The organism is Rheinheimera mesophila (assembly GCF_000986865.1).
GTDB lineage: Bacteria > Pseudomonadota > Gammaproteobacteria > Enterobacterales > Alteromonadaceae > Pararheinheimera > Pararheinheimera mesophila.
Map to the genome: position 1 here is coordinate 21,171 of NZ_LAVS01000005.1, position 18,842 is coordinate 40,012.

General features: G+C 48.6%; 16 protein-coding genes. 11 read left to right on the plus strand and 5 right to left on the minus strand.

The window, feature by feature from the left end:
* Positions 1-76: 76 nt before the first annotated feature.
* The 3 genes from SD53_RS03465 to SD53_RS03475 form a co-directional block, all read right to left on the minus strand.
* Positions 77-2,539, minus strand: a complete 2,463-nt coding sequence (locus SD53_RS03465; RefSeq protein WP_046518834.1) for a TonB-dependent receptor — start codon at positions 2,537-2,539, stop codon at positions 77-79.
* 416 nt (positions 2,540-2,955) lie between these two features.
* Positions 2,956-6,009: a multidrug efflux RND transporter permease subunit gene (locus SD53_RS03470; RefSeq protein ID WP_046518835.1), complete on the minus strand. Its 3,054-nt coding sequence runs from the start codon at positions 6,007-6,009 to the stop codon at positions 2,956-2,958.
* A 6-nt stretch (positions 6,010-6,015) separates the two neighbouring features.
* Positions 6,016-7,122, minus strand: coding sequence for an efflux RND transporter periplasmic adaptor subunit (locus SD53_RS03475; RefSeq protein WP_052749235.1), 1,107 nt, complete (start codon positions 7,120-7,122; stop codon positions 6,016-6,018).
* A gap of 282 nt (positions 7,123-7,404) precedes the next feature.
* On the opposite strand from SD53_RS03475, the gene SD53_RS17915 reads away from it, so the two are divergent.
* The 9 genes from SD53_RS17915 (at position 7,405) to SD53_RS03520 (ending at position 15,555) form a co-directional block, all read left to right on the plus strand.
* Positions 7,405-7,908: a hypothetical protein gene (locus SD53_RS17915; RefSeq protein ID WP_052749236.1), complete on the plus strand. Its 504-nt coding sequence runs from the start codon at positions 7,405-7,407 to the stop codon at positions 7,906-7,908.
* Positions 7,909-7,944: 36 nt separating this feature from the next.
* The gene (locus SD53_RS03485) at positions 7,945-8,424 is read left to right on the plus strand and encodes a PaaI family thioesterase (protein WP_046518836.1); all 480 of its coding nucleotides are present in this window, start codon (positions 7,945-7,947) and stop codon (positions 8,422-8,424) included.
* A 75-nt stretch (positions 8,425-8,499) separates the two neighbouring features.
* Positions 8,500-9,132, plus strand: a complete 633-nt coding sequence (gene gmk, locus SD53_RS03490) for a guanylate kinase (protein ID WP_046518837.1) — start codon at positions 8,500-8,502, stop codon at positions 9,130-9,132.
* 48 nt (positions 9,133-9,180) lie between these two features.
* A complete protein-coding gene (gene rpoZ / locus SD53_RS03495; RefSeq protein ID WP_046518838.1) occupies positions 9,181-9,456 on the plus strand; it encodes a DNA-directed RNA polymerase subunit omega in 276 nt (91 codons plus the stop codon).
* Positions 9,457-9,563: 107 nt separating this feature from the next.
* On the plus strand, positions 9,564-11,687 hold the full coding sequence (gene spoT, locus SD53_RS03500) for a bifunctional GTP diphosphokinase/guanosine-3',5'-bis pyrophosphate 3'-pyrophosphohydrolase (protein WP_046518839.1): 2,124 nt from the start codon (positions 9,564-9,566) through the stop codon (positions 11,685-11,687).
* A 5-nt stretch (positions 11,688-11,692) separates the two neighbouring features.
* Positions 11,693-12,085, plus strand: a complete 393-nt coding sequence (locus SD53_RS03505) for a RidA family protein (RefSeq protein WP_046518840.1) — start codon at positions 11,693-11,695, stop codon at positions 12,083-12,085.
* Between the two features lie 40 nt (positions 12,086-12,125).
* Positions 12,126-12,935, plus strand: coding sequence for a substrate-binding periplasmic protein (locus SD53_RS03510; protein WP_052749237.1), 810 nt, complete (start codon positions 12,126-12,128; stop codon positions 12,933-12,935).
* Positions 12,936-13,021: 86 nt separating this feature from the next.
* Positions 13,022-15,103: an ATP-dependent DNA helicase RecG gene (recG, locus tag SD53_RS03515; RefSeq protein ID WP_046518904.1), complete on the plus strand. Its 2,082-nt coding sequence runs from the start codon at positions 13,022-13,024 to the stop codon at positions 15,101-15,103.
* A 38-nt stretch (positions 15,104-15,141) separates the two neighbouring features.
* Positions 15,142-15,555, plus strand: coding sequence for a VOC family protein (locus SD53_RS03520; protein ID WP_046518841.1), 414 nt, complete (start codon positions 15,142-15,144; stop codon positions 15,553-15,555).
* Here SD53_RS03520 and rarD read toward each other — a convergent pair.
* Positions 15,540-16,448: an EamA family transporter RarD gene (rarD, locus tag SD53_RS03525; protein ID WP_046518842.1), complete on the minus strand. Its 909-nt coding sequence runs from the start codon at positions 16,446-16,448 to the stop codon at positions 15,540-15,542. The two genes, SD53_RS03520 and rarD, sit on opposite strands and share 16 nt — an antisense overlap.
* A gap of 237 nt (positions 16,449-16,685) precedes the next feature.
* On the opposite strand from rarD, the gene SD53_RS03530 reads away from it, so the two are divergent.
* Together SD53_RS03530 and SD53_RS03535 are read left to right on the plus strand one after the other, a co-directional pair.
* Entirely contained in the window at positions 16,686-17,444 is a 759-nt protein-coding gene (locus SD53_RS03530; protein WP_046518843.1) for a flagellar motor protein, read from the plus strand.
* Positions 17,422-18,315 (plus strand): MotB family protein, encoded by an 894-nt coding sequence (locus SD53_RS03535; RefSeq protein ID WP_046518844.1) that lies wholly within the window; start codon positions 17,422-17,424, stop codon positions 18,313-18,315. Before SD53_RS03530 ends, SD53_RS03535 begins: the two co-directional genes overlap by 23 nt.
* A gap of 19 nt (positions 18,316-18,334) precedes the next feature.
* On the opposite strand, the gene SD53_RS03540 is transcribed toward SD53_RS03535, so the two are convergent.
* Positions 18,335-18,787, minus strand: a complete 453-nt coding sequence (locus SD53_RS03540) for a thioesterase family protein (protein WP_046518845.1) — start codon at positions 18,785-18,787, stop codon at positions 18,335-18,337.
* Positions 18,788-18,842 lie beyond the last annotated feature (55 nt).

Genomic DNA, 18,842 nt, shown 5'->3' on the forward strand with positions numbered 1-18,842 from the left:
TTGACGTTATCAACACAACTCGCGATCAATTCAGACCAGGAACTGGCGATCCTAAAGATCGCCCCTACAGCATCAGTTACTCAAAAGCGACGTTAAAACGTACACCAAAGGTACGAGGCGCCTGCCACATAAAGTTAGGTACTGCGTCACCGTGAGTACGGCCTTGATCGCTCTTGATATCACGATCCGTCACGTTATTAATGAAAGCTTCGGTGGACCAGTTGCCTTCTGAAGGTTCGAACGTCAGGCTTAAATCCACTTTGGTATAGGCATCCTGACGGTCGATATCAGCAGCGTAAGGCAGATTTTTAAAACCTTCAGGTCTGTCACCACGGTTCGCCGGGTCAAACCATACTTCGCTGGTGTAACCGACACGAATACGTGGCTTTAACGTCGCGCCGCTTTCCAGACCGACAAAATGTTCGTAATTGACCGAAGTTGAAAATTCCGGCGCCATCACTAAATGATTACCGCTGAAATCCAGCAGGTTAGGCAAAGCAGGGTTTCCTGCAGACGGATTAAAAGCTAAACCATCACGACCATATTTAGAATCTGTGGTCAGGAATTCATCGTAAGTGGCATCCAGCACAGACATAGAACCACTGAACTCGCCATTTTCAGTCACTAACCAGCGCGCTTCTAACTCCAAACCATTAATAGTGGCTTTACCGGCGTTGGTTTTACGCAGTAAGTCAGCCCCTGTGTTGGTGACGACGTTACTGGTGACCTGTAAGTCAGTGTATTCAGTGCTAAACAGCGCAGCAAATAACTGCAAAGTGCCGTCGAGGAATAAACCTTTCATACCCAATTCAATACTGGTGTTTTCTTCCGGCGCTACATAAGCCGCAGTGCCAGCAGCTTCGTTATTGTTGGAGGCAATAATGGCGTCCAGGTCCGCCTGGGTGAATGGACCAGTCCCAGTGTATTTATTACCGTCCTGAATAGTACCGGACTTAAAGCCAGTGGCGTAGGAGCTGTAGAACATCACATCATCTGTCATGTCCCATTCCAGACGAGCCATACCAGTGGTTTTGCTCCACTCCGGGCTGGTGTCGTTGTAGGTATCAACCCAACATTGGCCAGGTTGCACCAGGTTTTTGTTTGGGCCAAGACCATTCAAAATACCATCCGGATCCATATAACCTACATGATCCTGGTTAGGGTCCATGACTTCAGTACGTTTTACGTCAGGACACATGATGTTACGGCCACCTTTGTCCCAACGTTTATCGTTGGTGTAACGTAAGCCGGCACTGACACGCCAGTCGTCCGTCAGTTTATAAGTCGACTGCGCATAAATACTGTTCGACTCTAAACCGCGGTCTGGCTGACGGTAGGTGGACCATAAGTTTTTGTTTGGTGTGGTGCCCCCTTCGTAATCCACATCAGGGTGTACTATGTCAAAAATAGTGCTGTTGTTTTCTTTGAAGTAGAAGTAACCCACCATCCACTGTAAACGCTCAGCGTCATCGTTTTTGAACTGTAATTCGTGTTGAGTGGCTTCGTGATCACATTCAACACAACCACCCCACTCGTACTTTTCCAGGCTCCAGGTTCTGTCCCATACCGACACACGGGATGTATCAGTGTAGCCACCTATGTACGCCAGCTGCTGGCCTGAGTCGAAGTTGTAATTGATTCGGGTGCGGAAGCTGTCGCTGCTTGCATCGTTAAAACCTGGCTCTTGTACATAAGAGCGGCGATCCGAACCACCAGTAACGGTTGGAATATTGCCCGTGCCATTGTCGGTAAAGTTTTCGTAGGAGAAAGTGAGGTCAAACTTGTCAGATGGCTGGTAAAAAGCACTGAAACGCGCAGCGGCTAAGTCAGTAGAACCGTATTTTTCACCCATGGCTGAACCCGGCAGGAAATCCACCACACCTTCAGATTGGTCCATAGCGGCGGCAACACGAACGGCTAAAGTGTCGCTTAATGGAATATTGACCATAGCGCGGGTCGCGCGGCGGTCGTAGTTGCCTAAAGTGATTTCAGCATTGGCATCAAAACCATCCAGACGGGCTTTGGCGGTATGTAAGTTCACTACACCACCGGTGGCATTACGACCAAATAAAGTGCCTTGTGGACCACGTAAAATTTCAGCACCTTCTAAGTCAAACATCAAAGCTGAAGCGCCTTGCGAGCGGGCTGAGTAAATACCATCAATGTGAAAAGCAACAGCAGGGTCACCGCTTTCAGTCTGATCAGAAGAACCAATACCACGCACATAGACCATAGGGGTATTTTGTGTGCCGTTTTGGGCTATTTGTAAGCTGGGCACTATGCCCTGTAAATCATCCAACTGTGCCACATGGTTTTCGTCCAGAGTTTTCTGGTCAAAGGCAGTGACCGCCAGCGGAGTTTCACGTAGGGTAGTTACCCTTTTGGTCGCGCTAATTTGAATGACTTCAATAGCACGGCCTTCATCATCTTTACCATCGCTGGCTTTAGTTGTTTCAGCCACTTGTGCAGCCACACCAAAAGCACTGCAAAGCGCCAGTGTGGTAAGTAGGTAAGATGGTTTTAACTTTAATACTTTCACTTGAATTCCCCTGTCCCGATCTATTTCTTATCTCTGCCAACTTGACAGCGCTAACACCTGTTAATTTTTTTAATGAGCATGAGTTCAAGCAATAAATAATCCGAACAAAACCTTATTCAGAAAGACATCTGTTGCTTAATTTTTATGCCAAGGCTAAGCCTGGGCGATAAATTAGCCCCAGAAAAATGATTGCGCAACCATTATTTAAATCTTTTTTGTCAAAACAAGTTGGGATCCTGATCTTTCACGACAGATGACTACTTAAATTTCAGGCGGATTTTCAGCCTGTTTTTGGTTACTTTTAAACCGAAGCAGGAAAGGAAAAAAGAAATGCATTAGAAATGATAGCGCCATCAGAGGGTAAGAAGCAGAGTAAAATCCAGGCCGCTGGCCGCATTTTACTCTGCCCTGATCAGTTATTTCTTTTGTAAAAAGGCTTTATCCAGTGCAAGAAATACCACTGGAGTCGTCAGAAGAGTCAGCACCTGGCTAAAAGCCAGTCCTCCCACTACCGCCACACCTAAAGGCACACGTAATTCTGCGCCGGTACCAAAGCCCATCATTAGAGGCACCGCGCCCAAAATAGCGGCTAAGGTGGTCATCATAATAGGACGGAACCGCACTAAACAGGCCTGATGGATAGCATCTTTTGCAGATAAGCCCTGTTCCCGCTGGGCTTGCAACGCAAAGTCGACCATCAGAATACCGTTTTTCTTCACTATACCGATCAGCAGAATAATGCCGATCAGCGCCATAATGGAGAAATCCAGTTGCCAGGCCCAGAGCAATAAAATGGCCCCTATCGCAGCCGAAGGCAAGGTGGACAAAATAGTCAGCGGATGAACAAAACTTTCGTACAACACGCCCAAGATAATATAAACTGCTAACAAGGCAGTAAAAATCAGCAGAGGTTGAGTCGCCAAAGAATCCTGAAAAGCCTGTGCCGCGCCCTGGAAAGAACCAGACACTGAAGCTGGCATTTGTAATTCTTCGCGTGCCTGCTCCAGAGCTTTTACTGCATCCCCTAACGCCACACCTGCAGCCAGGTTAAAGGACAAATTCGCCGCCGGTTGCATCCCATTGTGCGCGATCACCACAGGACCGTTGGTGGCAGGTAACACTTTGGCAAAAGCCAATAACGGCACCATCTCCCCTGTGGTAGGTGAACGTAAGTGGAAGTAATTCAGGCTCTCGGCTGTACCACGTTGCTCCGGATCCAACTCCAATATCACATTGTATTGATTGGTTTCAGTCTGATACTCGTTGATTTGGCGCTGACCAAACGCATCATACAAAGCCTGATCCAATTCAGCAGCGGCAAAACCTAAACGTGCAGCTTCCTGTCGGTCCAATTCCAGCCTGATGATGTTCGCATCCCACTGCAGGTCGTTGGATAAGTCGGTAAACATCGGATTTTGCCGCAGTTTTGCCGTTAAAGCCTGAGTCCAGGTTGCCAGCTCGTCACTGCTCAGGGCTTTGAGCACATAACTGTATTGAGCACGCCCAGGGCCTGCTCCCAGATTAATATCTTGTGCTGCCCGCAAAAACACCTGAAAACCAGGGATTTGGGCGAACTGTGGTCTTAACCTGTCGATAATTTCACTGGCACTGGCATCCCTGTCATCCGGGTCGCTTAATACCACCCAAACCCGGCCGGATCCGGTGGAATTGTTGCCACCAACCGCATGGTTAAAGCCTGTGATATCCGGATCATTTTTTAAAATCTCTTCCATTTGCTTATGTTTAGCAATCATGTCTTCGTAAGGAATATCAGAGGCCGCTTGGGTGATCCCTATGACAAAACCGGTATCCTGCAATGGGAAAAATCCCTTGGGGATCGCGATAAAACTAGCGACACTGCCGGCTACGGTCAGGAGAAATACCACAAGCATCGTCTTTTGATGATCCAAAGCCCAGCTCAGCACTTTGTCGTAACGCGTCACCAAACGGTCAAAAAAGCCCGGCTTGTTTGGGTCGTGAGCAGGTGCTTTATCCATAAAAAGCGAGGCTAAAGTCGGTGCCAGGGTTAAACACACCACCACGGAAATTAAAATAGCGGCGGTAGCCGTTAACGAAAACTCTAAAAACAACTTGCCGATAATGCCGCCCATAAACAGCAGCGGAATAAAGGCCGCCACTAAAGACACGCTGATCGACACTACAGTAAAACCTATTTCTTCGGCGCCTTTCAGTGCAGCCACTCGTTTGCTCTCGCCCGCCTCTAAATGCCTATGAATATTTTCAATCACCACTATGGCGTCATCGACAATAAAACCTACTGCAATCACAATGGCCACTAGCGTCAGGTTATTCAAGCTAAAGCCTGCCAGATACATAAAAGCGCAGGTTCCAACCAGAGATACACCCAATACCGCGGAGACGATTAAGGTAGCAGACCACTGGCGTAAAAACGCAGCCATCACGGCGATAACCAGTACTATAGCGATAGCTAAGGTGAGCTCAACTTCAGCCAGTGACGAGCGGATAGTCCGGGTTCTGTCGTTAAAGACTTCCACTTTGACATCGGCAGGCAAGGCTGCTGTGAGTTGAGGTAAAGCAGCTCGTATCGCATCCGCTGTCGCCACTATATTGGCGCCGGGCTGACGACGGATAATCAGAGCAACCCCTGATTCACCATTGGGCCAAATCTGTACAAAATCGTTTTCCGCGCCCAGTTTCACGCTGGCAACATCACGCAAATAAACAGGAGCACCGTCGTTATAACTGACAATCAGGTTGGCATACTCATCGGCAGAAAAAATCTGATCATTCACGGCTAAAGTGGACACTCTGTTGTCCCCAAACAAAGCCCCCTTCGGTAAGTTGACGCTGGCACGTTGCACTGCGGCACGAATATCAGCCAAAGTTAAACCTGCAGCAGCCAAGACTTCAGGTTTAGCCTGAATTCGAATCGCAGGTTTTTGCTGACCACCGATAAAAACTTCACCCACGCCATTAATCTGCGTCATCTGGCGCGCTAACACAGTCTCAGCCAGATCGCTAATTTCAGTGCGGGATAAGGTTTCCGAGGTTACACCAATAATCAGAATAGGACTGTCAGCCGGGTTCACCTTACGCCAGGTCGGTAAATTGGGCATGTCAGGCAAACGGCCTGCTGCCTGATTCAGTGCCGCCTGAACTTCCTGCGCGGCACTGTCGATATCCTTCTCCAGCACGAATTGCAAAGTAATTTCAACAGACCCCAAAGCACTGCTTGAGGTCATTTCGGTAATACCAGGCACTGAACTTAACGCCACTTCCAAAGGCGTGGCCACGGCGGATGCCATAGTCTCAGCACTGGCGCCAGGCAAACGGGCATTCACCTGAATGGTAGGAAAATCAGCTTCGGGCAAAGGTGCAACGGATAACCGCGGGAAAGCCAATACCCCTAACAATACCAGGGCGAAAGTGAGTAAAACTGTACCTATCGGGTGATCCATGCACCAGGCAAATACGCTACGGCTTTTCATCTGTTGTTACTCCACAGCCGCGGTTTGGGGTGTTTCAGTTAAAATTTTCAGCTCGGTGCCTTTACGTAAACGGCTCTGACCGTCCACTATCACCTGTTGGCCGGCACTCACCCCTGTCACCACCACCTGATTTTTATCCTGTAATACAACATCTACTGCGGCAGTGGTCGCTTTCCCCTGCTCCTCTAACCAGACGAAGGCCCCTTCAGGCCCCTGCTGCAAAGCTTTGGCCGGGATAGTTAATGCCTGCTCCAATACTCTGCTTTGCAACGCAATCACCACAGACTGACTGGGCCACAAAGCCGCATCCGGGTTGGCAAAATCTGCTTTTACTCTGATCGTGCCAGTGGCTGACGCCACCCTGTTATCCACCACTGTGAGTTGACCTTGTGCCAGAGGGTCAGCACCTTCTTTTAAGTAGGCCAGCACAGGTACAGTTTGTTTTTGTCTGATTTGTTGGGTCAGTTGTTGCAGTTCAGGCAAACGCGACTGCGGTAAGGCAATTTCAATACTGATAGGGTCCAACTGCACTACGGAAAACAAACTATTGGTGTCGCTGGTTCTGACATAGTTACCAGCATCGACATTACGGATCCCTACCTGACCTGAAATAGGCGACAAAATTTGGGTGTAAGACAACTCCACCTGCTGCGCATTGATGGTCGCCTGGACACTGCGCAATTGTGCCTCTAATTGCTGCACTGTGGCTTGTTGCTGATCGGCCATCTGCGCCGACACCGCCTGGTCTTTACGCAAGTTCTGATAGCGTTTTAAATCCAGTCGGGCCACATCCAATTGCGCCTGAACGACCGCCAACTGAGCTTTGGCTTGTTCGTAGGCCGCTCTGATGCTGCGATCATCAATCACCGCCAGTAAGTCACCGGCTTTGACCAATTGCCCTTCTTCCACCAGAATACGTTGCAAAATACCATCGACCTGGGGACGGATCTCCACGCTTTGCTGAGCTTTCACTTGCCCTATGGCTCTGATCCAGACAGGCACAGTCTGCTGTTGCACTACCGCCGTTTTCACCGGCACAGCCGGACCTTGTTGCGCTATTGCAGCACAGCTCAGCCAAAGGCCGGATATCATCACTAGCTTGACCAGTTTCATGCAAAAACTCCGTTGTATTCTTAAACAAAAACAGCCTGCGACCACCACTGAGCATCATGGACAGCGGCCAAAGCGACAGTGCTGTTTTCTCTGTTGATTCAATATTTTGTGGCTTTATGACAAGCTAAACGAATTGGGTTCCACAAAGGATCAGTCAATGCGGTCAGGCGCAAAAAAAAGCAGACCAGCCGACATACCCGCGCGAACTACCTGCGCCACCTCGGTAAAATAAAAAACAACAGCTATAATTATTTAACCATCCATTAACAGACGGAGTTCGGGATGAAACCGCTTCTGATAATAGTAGTGTGCTGCAGCTTTGGCCTGTCTGCTCAGGAGCAATGGCCTGAAACTGACTGTCTCAAAGCAGCAACCCAACTCCAGCAACTGGAACAGAAAATCAACTCAGGCTACAGCCTTAAGGAAGCAGAACACCTGCATCTCAGCCAACGCCAACTCGAAAAACAACTGGACAAGTTTTGTCAAAAGCCTGTCACGACTTCGTTGCCCGGCAAAGTAAAGATGAAAAAAACGGCCAAAACTGCACCGGACTCATTGGCAGCCATAGCCAAAGGCCCTCAGCTTTATGTCAGCTCAGTTTCAGTCAAAGCGCCTTATCAGGGGAAAAAATTACAGGCCTGGCTGCAGTATTATGCGGAGCCTAAAGCATGTTTTGGCGTGCGCGATAGCAGGCAAATGGTCTGGTGCACAGAACAACGCCAACAAGCGAAAGCCAACTTTGAGCGACAATGGCAGCAAAAACTCGCACTATCACTACCAGAATGATAAGCTCCGACCAGTTAAATTCTGGAGCTAAAATGCATGAACGCCTTAACTAAAGCCAACTTACAACTCTGGTGGTTTGGATTCCGTTATATTCCGCTGATAGGTTTTTGCAAACCAAAAATCCTGGAATTAACAGATGAGCGCACTGTGATCCGAATGCCTCATCATCGCCACACTAAAAACCATCTGGGTAGCATTTATTTTGGCGCTTTAGCTATAGGCGCCGATTTAGCCGGTGCGTTTTTAGTCTTTTACAAAGCCCGTCAAAAAAAACTCAACATTCACTTTGCCTTTAAAGATGTGCAGGGTGAATTTTTAAAACGCCCGGAGGCGGCCATCCACTTCATCAGCAACGACGGCGCTTTAATAGACCAGATGATTCAGCAATCTTTAGACACAGGTGAGCGGATTAATCAGGCTGTGACTATTGATGTCACCTGCCCTTCCTTGCATGGTGACGAATTAATGGCCAAATTCAGTTTAACTTTATCCGTCAAAGCGAAAAAGAAATCCTGAAGCGATACCAGACCTTGTTTGCAGCCAGCGACTGACAAGGCTAAAATCGCCTTTTGATTGCGAAGGTGGCATAGCATGCAGGACTTATTAGGTAACTTATTTATTATTTCAGCGCCAAGCGGGGCAGGAAAATCCACGCTAATCAATGCGCTTTTAACACAACATGCTGACATGCAACTGAGTGTCTCGCACACCACCCGCTCGCCTCGCCCAGGCGAGAGCGATGGTGTGCAGTACCATTTCACCGACGTAACGAACTTTAAACAATTGATTGCAGATAAGCAGTTTATTGAGTGGGCGGAAGTGTTTGGCAATTACTACGGCACCTCCAAAGCTGCTTTAGCCGACAAACTTGCGCAAGGCATAGATGTATTTTTGGATATCGACTGGCAAGGTGCCCGCCAGATCAAACAGCAACTGCCTTTTGTCACCAGTATTTTTATTTTGCCCCCCAGTGTTCAAGCGTTAGAGCAACGCTTGAATCAACGTGGTCAGGATAGCGCCGACGTGATCGCAGGCCGCATGGCCAAAGCCAGGGATGAAATCAGTCATGCCAGCGAATACGATTATTGGGTGGTGAATGATGATCTGGAGCTGGCGTTGCAGCAGTTTTCCGGCATTATCCAGACACAGCGCTTAAGACAAACCAAACAAGCCATACGGCAACAGAAGTTACTTGCTGGCCTGTTGGCGAACGAAACGAAATAGAGTAGACTATGCGGTCTTTATTCAGATCCAGATTAACCGGAGTGGCAGATGGCTCGCGTAACAGTTGAAGATGCAGTAAATAAAATTGGTAACCGCTTTGATTTAATTCTGGTGGCCTCACGTCGTGCCCGTCAACTGGCTGTTGAAGGTAAAGAAGCCATGGTTGACCCGGAAAACGACAAAGCCACTGTAGTAGCCTTACGTGAAATCGAAAAAGGTTTTATCACCAACAGTATTCTGGACCAGCAGGAACGTCGTGAACAGTTACAGCAAGAAGCCTCTGAAATGGCGGCAGTAGCTGCGATTATTGGTTCTGACGAATAATCTGAGTTCCTTCCTGTGCCAACGGTATCCGGCCGTTGGCAATAGCTCGAAATCCACGTATATTCAAAGGAACACGCCAAAGCGTTGTGCGTATTGGGGAGTTTCGGATGTATTTGTTTGAAGGCCTGAAAAATCAAATCAGCGCTTACCTGCCGCCTGAGCAGGTTGCTCTGGTACAACAGGCTTATGTAGTAGCCCGCGACGCGCATGAGCCGCAAGTTCGTTCCAGCGGTGAACCTTACATTACTCACCCGGTCGCTGTAGCCAGTATCCTCGCCGAAATGCGCATGGATCACGAAACTCTGATGGCTGCCCTACTGCATGATGTAATTGAAGACACCCCCGTCAGTAAAGAAGATTTAAGCCGGCTCTTCGGCGAAACCGTCGCTGAATTGGTGCAGGGCGTTAGCAAACTCGACAAAGTAAAATTTAAAGATATCAAAGAGTTCGAAGTTACCAACCTGCAAAAAATGTTTATGGCAATGACGCAGGATATCCGCGTTATCCTGATTAAACTGGCCGACCGTACTCATAATATGCGCACCATAGGTGCACTCAAACCAGAAAAGCGCCGTCGTATCGCCCGTGAGACCTTAGAGCTCTACGCTCCTATCGCCAATCGTTTGGGTATTCATAATATTAAAAACGAGCTGGAAAACTGGGGCTTCCGCGCTTTATACCCGATGCGCTATCGCGCGCTGGAAACAGCCGTCAAGCAGGCCCGCGGTAATCGCAAAGAAATCATTGAAAAAATCCAAACAGAAATAGAACAGCGGATCAAAGCAGCAGGTATTGAAGCCGAGGTGGCAGGCCGTGAAAAACATCTGTACAGCATCTATCGTAAGATGAAAAGCAAAGAGCTGATGTTTAACGATGTGATGGATATTTATGGCTTTAGGGTCATTATCAACAGCATAGACAACTGCTATCGCGTGTTAGGCGTAGTACACAACCTGTTTAAGCCGATAGAAAGCCGTTTTAAAGACTACATTGCTATTCCGAAACAAAACGGTTACCAGTCCCTGCACACCTCTTTGATTGGTCCACACGGTATTCCGGTGGAAATTCAGATGCGTACCCGCGAGATGGATGAAATGGCGGACAAAGGGATAGCCGCCCATTGGTCGTACAAAGGCGCAGGCGAAAACAAAAATACCACAGCACAAATCCGCGCCCAGCGCTGGATGCAAAGTTTGTTAGAGCTGCAACAAAGCTCAGGCAATACCTATGAATTTGTTGAAAACGTCAAATCTGAACTCTACCCGGACGAGCTGTATGTATTCAGTCCTAAAGGGCAGATTGTTGAATTACCTATAGGCGCCAATGCAGTCGATTTTGCCTACACAGTGCATACTGACATAGGCAATAAGTGTGTGGGCGCTCGGGTGGATCGCAAACCTTATCCACTGAATAAACCGTTAGAAACCGGTCAGACGGTAGAAATTATTACCAGTCCAGGCGGTAAACCTAATGCCAACTGGCTGAACCATGTAGTCACCAGCCGCGCTATTTTAGGTATTCGTAACTATCTGAAAAAGCAGCAATTAAGCGAAGCTGTAGGTTTGGGTCGCCGTTTACTGACTTCAGCTTTGGGTGACGTCAAACTGGAATCTATTCCAGCAGAACGTATTGAGCAGGTGCTACAAAGTACCACGCAAAAATCGCTGGACGAGCTTTTAGTGGAAATTGGTTTAGGTAACCAGTTGCCTATTGCTGTGGCACGTCGCCTGTTGGGTGGCTTTGAATCCGGTGAAGAGGCTTTACCTGCAGAAAATCCGGCCAACCAAAAAACCAAAGCTTTTATTATTGGCTCTGAAGGTATGTTACTGACCTTCGCCAAATGTTGCCGCCCTATTCCGGGTGATGAAATTGCTGCCAACGCCACGCCGGGCAAAGGCCTGAACGTGCACCGTGTGGAATGCCGTAATATTCGGGGCTGGGAAAAAGAGCCGGGTAAATACTTCCCGGTAAAATGGGATAAAACCGGCGACAAACAATTTTTATGTGATATCCGGGTTTTTATCGTCAACCAACCCGGCGTGCTGGCTAAACTCACGACAGTGATAGCCTCGCAGGATTCCAATATTCAGGACTTGTCGACCGACGATAGAGACACAGGCGAATACGTGATCAAAATCACCCTGTCTGTGCGTGACCGGATTAATTTAGCCAACGTGATGCGTAAAATCCGCGTTTTGCCTGAAGTGCTTAAAGTTTACAGAAGGAAATAAGTGTTATGTCAAAAGTGATCATCAGTACAGATAAAGCCCCTGCTGCTATTGGCACCTACAGCCAGGCTGTCAAAATTGGCACCACAGTGTATTTATCTGGTCAGATCCCTTTAGTACCAGAGACCATGCAGATGGTGTCTGAAAACTTCGCAGAACAAACTCAGCAAGTGTTTCATAACCTGGCCGCCGTATGTCAGGCCGCTGGTGGCAGCTTAAATGATATGGTCAAGGTGAATATCTTCCTGACGGACTTATCCAATTTCGCTACCGTCAACCAAATTATGAGCCAACATTTCAGTGCGCCATACCCGGCCCGTGCCGCTGTGCAAGTCAGTGCTTTACCCCGTGGCGCTCAGATTGAAATTGATGGCGTAATGGAAGTGCCATCGACCAACTAACAGGGAAAACAACAGCTCCTGTCTAATGAAGGCAAACTGAGTGACTAAGATCCTGTGTTGTATTGTGCTGCTGGCCTTACCCAGGCTGGCCGTTGCTGCGGAAACACCAGTGTTAACCTGGTGTTTGGATCATTTCTCGCGTTTTCATGCCTATGAAACAGGCAAAACGCCCTACGGTCCCTCTGTCGATTTGATGCAGGAACTGGCCAAACGCGCTGGCTTCCAACTCAAATTCAGTCCCAAAACGCCGTCTGCCCGCTGTTTTCGCCAGATGCAAACCGGTGAAGCGGATTTAATGAGCAATCTGAACTATACCGATGAGCGGGCTGAGTTTATCCACCTGATCCCCTACAACGAACGTATCCCTGAGTCGCTGTATTTAAAAGGCGACGATAAGCGCCACATCCGTAGTTTTAATCAGTTGGAGTCGTTAAGCCTGGCGACGGTGCGCAATTACACTTATCACCCCAGCCTGATGCAACTGATCAAAACCTCCAAACGTCATGTCGAAATTGACAGCATAGAAACAGGTTTTGAAATGCTGCAACGTGGTCGGGTCGATGCTTTGGTGGTGCCGACTCAAAGCTCTTTGGATGTGATTGCCGACCACAAAGAGCTACATTTTCAGTTTAAACGGGCGCCTGTGGATTTTTCTGTGGTAGAAAAACGTTTTATCAATATTGGCTTATCAAAAAAGAGCCCACATCTGGCACTGAAAGACCGGATCGAACACGCCATTGAGTCGATGGTCAAAGACGGTACTGTGAAAAAACTCTACGCCTTTGATCCACTCAAACACGGTCCAACCTATCTGGCTGATGATGGGGCCGGACCTAAAAAGCAGCCTTAAATACAGTTCCTGTAGCACTCTGGCTATGCCCTGTGACAATCACAGGTTAAACTGTCTGCTATCAGTCACTTAGTTTGGTCTCTCTCTTGACAGTAACAGCACTGGACAGCCTATCCGTCAGCCAGCTCAAAGGAGTTGGCGCCAAAGTCAGCGCGCTGCTGCATAAGCTGGGTATCCAGAGTGTGCAGGACTTACTCTTTCACTTGCCGTTACGTTACGAAGACCGTACCCGTCTCTACCCCATAGCGGATTTGTGGCCACAGCAAACAGCCACAGTGCAGGGCGAAGTCATCAGCAGTGAAATTACCTTTGGTAAAAGACGTAGCTGGCTGGTGTCTATCCGGGATGGCTCAGGTCATTTAACCTTACGTTTTTTCCATTTTAACGCAGCGCAAAAAAATGCCGTTACGCCCGGAGTCACCTTAAGAGTCTTTGGTGAAGTGAAACGCGGGATGCGCGGTTTTGAAATGATGCATCCTGAATACAAAGTAGTAAAAGACGGCTTTGAACAGGATGTAGCCGAAACCCTGACCCCGGTTTATCCCAGCACTGAAGGACTAAAACAAAATAGCTGGCGCAATTTAACTGATGCGGCCTTACAGGTGTTACAACGCAGCAGCCCGACTGAATATCTGTCGCCGGTGCTGGGTCAGAATAGCTGGTCTTTGTCTGACGCATTATTTTATTTACACCGACCTCCCCCTGATGCCTCATTGCAACTGCTGGAACAAGGCCAACATCCAGCACAGCAACGGCTGATTTTTGAAGAGCTGGTCGCGCAGCAGTTGTCGATGCTGCAATTACGCCAGCAATGCCGGGTACAACAAGGCCGCAGCTTTGTAGTGGATCAGAGTCAGAATCAAAAATTTCTACAGGCGTTACCTTTTGCTCCTACTCAAGCACAACAGCGGGTGATCTGTGAAATACGTCATGATTTAGCCCAAACCGAACCCATGTTGCGTTTGGTCCAGGGAGACGTAGGGTCGGGTAAAACTTTAGTGGCCGCGTTGGCCGCTTTAACAGTGTTAAGCCGTGGCGCTCAGGTAGCGCTGATGGCTCCCACAGAATTATTAGCCGAGCAGCACGCCACGACCTTCAAAGCCTGGCTGGAGCCTTTGGGGTATCAGATTGCCTGGCTGGCCGGTAAAGCCTCTGCCAAACAAAAGCAGCAACAACTGGCCGCTGTTCAAAGCGGCGAAGCGCAAATGGTGATTGGCACTCATGCCCTGTTTCAGCAGCAGGTGCAGTTTCAACAACTGGCCTTAGTCATTATCGACGAGCAGCACAGATTTGGTGTCCATCAGCGGCTGGAGCTGCGGGAAAAAGGTGCCGATACTGGTTTTTATCCACATCAACTGGTGATGACCGCCACCCCTATCCCCCGCACCTTAGCTATGACGGCTTATGCCGATTTAGATACCTCGGTGATTGATGAGTTACCGCCGGGCCGTACTCCGGTCACCACTGTGGTGTTGCCCGATAGTCGCCGTGGCGAAGTCACAGAACGAGTGCGTCAGGCCGTGCAAAATGAAGGTCGTCAGGCCTATTGGGTCTGTACTTTGATTGAAGAGTCAGAGCAACTGCAATGTCAGGCTGCAGAAATGACAGCGGTCGAACTCACGGCCGCATTACCGGATTTGCGAATTGGTTTGGTGCATGGCCGCTTAAAAGCGGCGGAAAAGCAGCAAGTGATGGCCGATTTTAAAGCAGGTAAACTGGATTTATTGGTCGCCACTACTGTGATTGAAGTGGGCGTAGACGTACCCAACGCCAGCTTAATGATTATCGAAAACCCGGAGCGCCTGGGGTTAGCTCAGTTGCATCAGCTCAGAGGCCGGGTTGGTCGTGGTAGTGCAGTTTCGCATTGTGTGCTTTTGTATCACGCCCCTTTATCCTCAACAGCTCAGGCGCGCCTGGCGGTGCTGAGGGAAAGTAATGATGGCTTTGTCATAGCACAACGGGATTTAGAAATTCGTGGGCCGGGTGAACTCTTGGGCACTAAACAAACGGGCCAGGTCAGCTACCGCATTGCCGATCTAAGCCGGGATGCGCACTTCATCCCGGCTGCTCAGCAAGCTGCTGCGCTGCTGTGGCAGCACTACCCACAAAACTGCCCGCCGTTGATTCGTCGTTGGTTAGGCTTTAAAGAAATCTACGCTCAGGCCTGAAGCTGTTGATGCTGGCCAGTTAAGCAGAGGAGCCCTCAATGTTTTGTATTATACAGCTCGACCATGTAGTGTTGCGGGTCAGCGATCTGCAACTGATGTTGGACTTCTACCAGCGGGTACTGGGCTGCACTCTGGAACGGCAGGAAACCGACTTAGGCTTATACCAATTAAGGGCGGGCAGCAGCCTGATTGATTTGGTGCCTGTCGATCAGCCTTTGGGCCAACAAGGCGGCCAAGCACCTGGGGCAGAAGGGCACAATATGGATCATTTATGTTTACGTATTGAACCTTTTGACGCTGCGGCCTTGCAGCTTTATCTGCAACGTCATGGCGTCAGCCCAGGGCCGGTTGAATCCCGTTATGGTGCTGAAGGCAAGGGTCCATCCATTTATATTCAGGACCCCGAAGGCAATAGGATAGAACTGAAAGGCCCGCCCTATTCAATGACCTGAACTACGGTTTTTTTCCGAAGTGCCAGATAGGCATCCACTGAATAGACAATCAGTGCCAGCCAGATAAAACCAAAGGTCACCAGCTTGGCTGCAGTTAACGGCTCGTTGTACAACCAGACGCCAAACACAAACATAAAACTTGGGCCTATGTACTGAAAAAAGCCCATAGTCGAGAGTTGCAGCCGTTTCGCCGCAGCAATAAACAGCAACAAAGGCACAGTGGTAACAAAACCTGCCGCCATCAGCCACAGATTTAAGCTCCAACTGTTTTCAACTAAATTCACCGCACTGCTGTCGGCAAACTGCCACCAGTAATACAAGGCCAAAGGTAATAACAACAGCGATTCAATAAAAAGTCCGGTAATGGCATCAATCGCCAGCTTTTTGCGGAACAAACCATAAAGTGCAAAAGTACTGGCCAGAGTTAAGGCTATCCAGGGCACAGAACCAAAAGTGACCAGTTGGATCACCACACCCGTCACAACCAGCGATAAAGCCAGCCATTGAAACTTACGCAAACGCTCGCCAAGAAAAAACATGCCCAGCAGCACGTTGAGCAAAGGGTTGATGTAATAGCCTAAGCTGGCATCCAGCATATGATGGTTGTTCACAGCCCAGATAAATAACCCCCAATTGCCGCCTAAAATCAGCGATGTGCCCAAAAGGGCCAGCACCAGTTTGGGCTGAACTAAAATCTGCTGCACTTTGCTCCACTGCTGCATTGCAAACACAATCAGCACCAGCAGTACAAAAGACCAGACCACACGGTGGATCAGTATCTCCTGCGCTGGCACAAAATCGATTTGTTTAAAATACAGGGGCGCTATCCCCCACAAGGTATAAGCACCGGCAGCAAAAGCACCACCGAGTTTTTGCGCTGGACTTAAAGTCATTCGTATCCCCCTGAACCGCCGGACTGCTCCGGTTTGATGGCGCGCATTGTACGTGAGCCCTGCTGCAAAGGTAAGGCATCTTCAGCCCGGTCTTTGACTCCTGGCCGCAAACTAATCAAAACAGGCTGAAATCTATCAATAAAATAGCAAAATGCTAAAAATAAAAGTCGGGATCAGCATTGCCCCCAAGCAAGCAGAACCGCTATTCTGAGTGAAAAACAGCCATAGGATAAAGCAATGAGTTTTATCGGTATTATTGTCGCGCTGATCTGTATTATTGGCGGGAACTTACTGGAGGGTGGACATCCGGGCGCCCTGCTCAATCTGCCAGCGTTTTTAATAGTGATAGGCGCCACTTTTGGTGCTGCTTTAACTCAGTTCCCTTTTCACGTCGTCATTGAAGCCGGTAAACGTTTTATCTGGCTTATTGTTCCACTTCGGCTGGATATGCAGGAACGAAGCCTATTACTGCAGGATATGGCATCGCAGGCCCGCAAAGGTGGCTTTTTGGCGCTGGAAGAAAAACTCGATAGCCTGGACGATCCTTTCCTGAAACGGGGCATAGCTATGCTGGTGGATGGTTTTGACAAAGATTACATTCTCGAAACCCTGGAACAGGAAATCGAGATGGAACAGGAAGAAATTGAGCACACGGTAAAGTTCTACGAAGCCATGGGCGGTTATGCGCCAACTATGGGCATAGTAGGGGCTGTACTAGGGTTAATTCACGCTATGGGGTTATTGGATAAACCTGATGAATTAGGTGGCGGTATAGCTGTTGCTTTTGTTGCGACCATTTATGGCGTCGCTTTTGCCAACCTGATGTTTTTACCTTTTGGTAACCGCTACAAGTTATTTGCCAGCCAGATCCGGAATTATAAAATTATGACCCTGACCGGCATTGTGATCATTGCCGACGGTTTATCTCCTCAACAATTGCAAATTCGCTTAGCGGCGTTTACCGGCGAGCATCATGATGAAAAAGAAAAAGCCTGAACCGCCAGAGAACCATGAACGCTGGTTGGTATCCTACGCCGACTATATGACATTGCTGTTCGCTCTTTTTGTGGTGCTCTACTCTTTCGCTATGGCCAAGCAGTCCGAATACAATGCCATGGTCAAGGCCTTTATGGATTCTATGGGCAAAGTGGGTTTAATCAGCCGTCCTGCAGGAAACCCAGTGCTGGAAGGGGGGACAGGTATTTTAGAAGTAGAGCAAAAGTCTCAGGTCGAGAAAAAAGAAGAAAATAAACAAGACCTGCCGGAAAGTACTAAAGAAAGCCTGATCCCGGAAGTGGCTATTGATTTGAACGCTGGTAATGCCGAAATCAATGCGCCTGAAGATCTGCAAAAAAATCAGTCTGCGGCTATGGTCAGCAAACGTAAAGATCAAAAAGAAATGCTGGGAAAACTGCAAAAACAGTTCCAAAACAAAAGAGTGGAAGTTGAACAACTGGGCCAGCAACTGCTGATCCGTATTACAGATACGACGTTGTTCCCGGCAGGCTCAGCCTTTTTACAACCGCGATTGGCACCGCTGATCGATGAAATAGCGAATGTATTAAAAGATATTCCCGGCACCATAGTAGTCACAGGTCACACCGACAATCTGCAGGAATTTGACAGCCTGTATAAAAACAACTGGGAGCTGTCCTCCTTGCGGGCTGTGGCCATAGTGCAGGAGATGTTAAAGAATAAGGGGCTGCAGCCAAACCGTATCATTGCGCAAGGACGAGCCGACACTAAACCTTTAGTGGACAACAACAGCCCGGAAAACAGAGCAAAAAACCGCCGGATTGAAATCGTTGTGACTCAGGGCGAAGCGGAAGAAGTCAAAGCGGTCACCGTAGAGCCAAAAGCAGAGTAAATCTGCCCGGCACTGCGAATTATCCCACCAGATAAGTACCAGTGCCTAAGGCGATATGAATACCCTGCTCGTTGTGTAACTCCATCCGGCAAACACAGACTTTATTGCCAGTGCGGATCACCTGGGCTGTGGCAATAAACTGCTGACCCCGACCAGGCCGTAAATAGTCAGTCCGAATATCTATAGTGCTCATTTTGCCGAGCTTCTCTGCCAGTTCAGCATCTGCAATATCGCCTAAACGACTTAAAGCACTGGACACAGCCATCAAACCGCCGACCACATCCAGCACTGAAGCTATCACCCCTCCATGTAAAATTTGCTGCACCGGATTGCCTACCAATTGATTGGCCCAGTCAAACCGCACTTCAGCTTGTTGTTCATCAAAACGGGTCACTTTTAAACCTAACAGTCTGTTAAACGGCATTTGATCAAAAGTCTCAGCAATAAAAGGCAATAACTGGTCGGCGTGCATAAGATCCTCAATTTCACTGGTAAGAGCAGTTGACAATCTATCCCAGCAGAGCCCA

Excerpts from the sequence above, each read along its gene's own strand:
- spoT (WP_046518839.1), top strand. The coding sequence starts at position 9,564 with ATGTATTTGTTTGAAGGCCTGAAAAATCAAATCAGCGCTTACCTGCCG.
- rpoZ (WP_046518838.1), top strand. The coding sequence starts at position 9,181 with ATGGCTCGCGTAACAGTTGAAGATGCAGTAAATAAAATTGGTAACCGC.
- rarD (WP_046518842.1), bottom strand. The coding sequence starts at position 16,448 with ATGACTTTAAGTCCAGCGCAAAAACTCGGTGGTGCTTTTGCTGCCGGT.
- SD53_RS03540 (WP_046518845.1), bottom strand. The coding sequence starts at position 18,787 with ATGCACGCCGACCAGTTATTGCCTTTTATTGCTGAGACTTTTGATCAA.
- SD53_RS03485 (WP_046518836.1), top strand. The coding sequence starts at position 7,945 with ATGAACGCCTTAACTAAAGCCAACTTACAACTCTGGTGGTTTGGATTC.
- SD53_RS03520 (WP_046518841.1), top strand. The coding sequence starts at position 15,142 with ATGTTTTGTATTATACAGCTCGACCATGTAGTGTTGCGGGTCAGCGAT.
- SD53_RS03470 (WP_046518835.1), bottom strand. The coding sequence starts at position 6,009 with ATGAAAAGCCGTAGCGTATTTGCCTGGTGCATGGATCACCCGATAGGT.
- SD53_RS03475 (WP_052749235.1), bottom strand. The coding sequence starts at position 7,122 with ATGAAACTGGTCAAGCTAGTGATGATATCCGGCCTTTGGCTGAGCTGT.
- SD53_RS03505 (WP_046518840.1), top strand. The coding sequence starts at position 11,693 with ATGTCAAAAGTGATCATCAGTACAGATAAAGCCCCTGCTGCTATTGGC.
- SD53_RS17915 (WP_052749236.1), top strand. The coding sequence starts at position 7,405 with ATGAAACCGCTTCTGATAATAGTAGTGTGCTGCAGCTTTGGCCTGTCT.
- SD53_RS03530 (WP_046518843.1), top strand. The coding sequence starts at position 16,686 with ATGAGTTTTATCGGTATTATTGTCGCGCTGATCTGTATTATTGGCGGG.
- gmk (WP_046518837.1), top strand. The coding sequence starts at position 8,500 with ATGCAGGACTTATTAGGTAACTTATTTATTATTTCAGCGCCAAGCGGG.
- SD53_RS03535 (WP_046518844.1), top strand. The coding sequence starts at position 17,422 with ATGATGAAAAAGAAAAAGCCTGAACCGCCAGAGAACCATGAACGCTGG.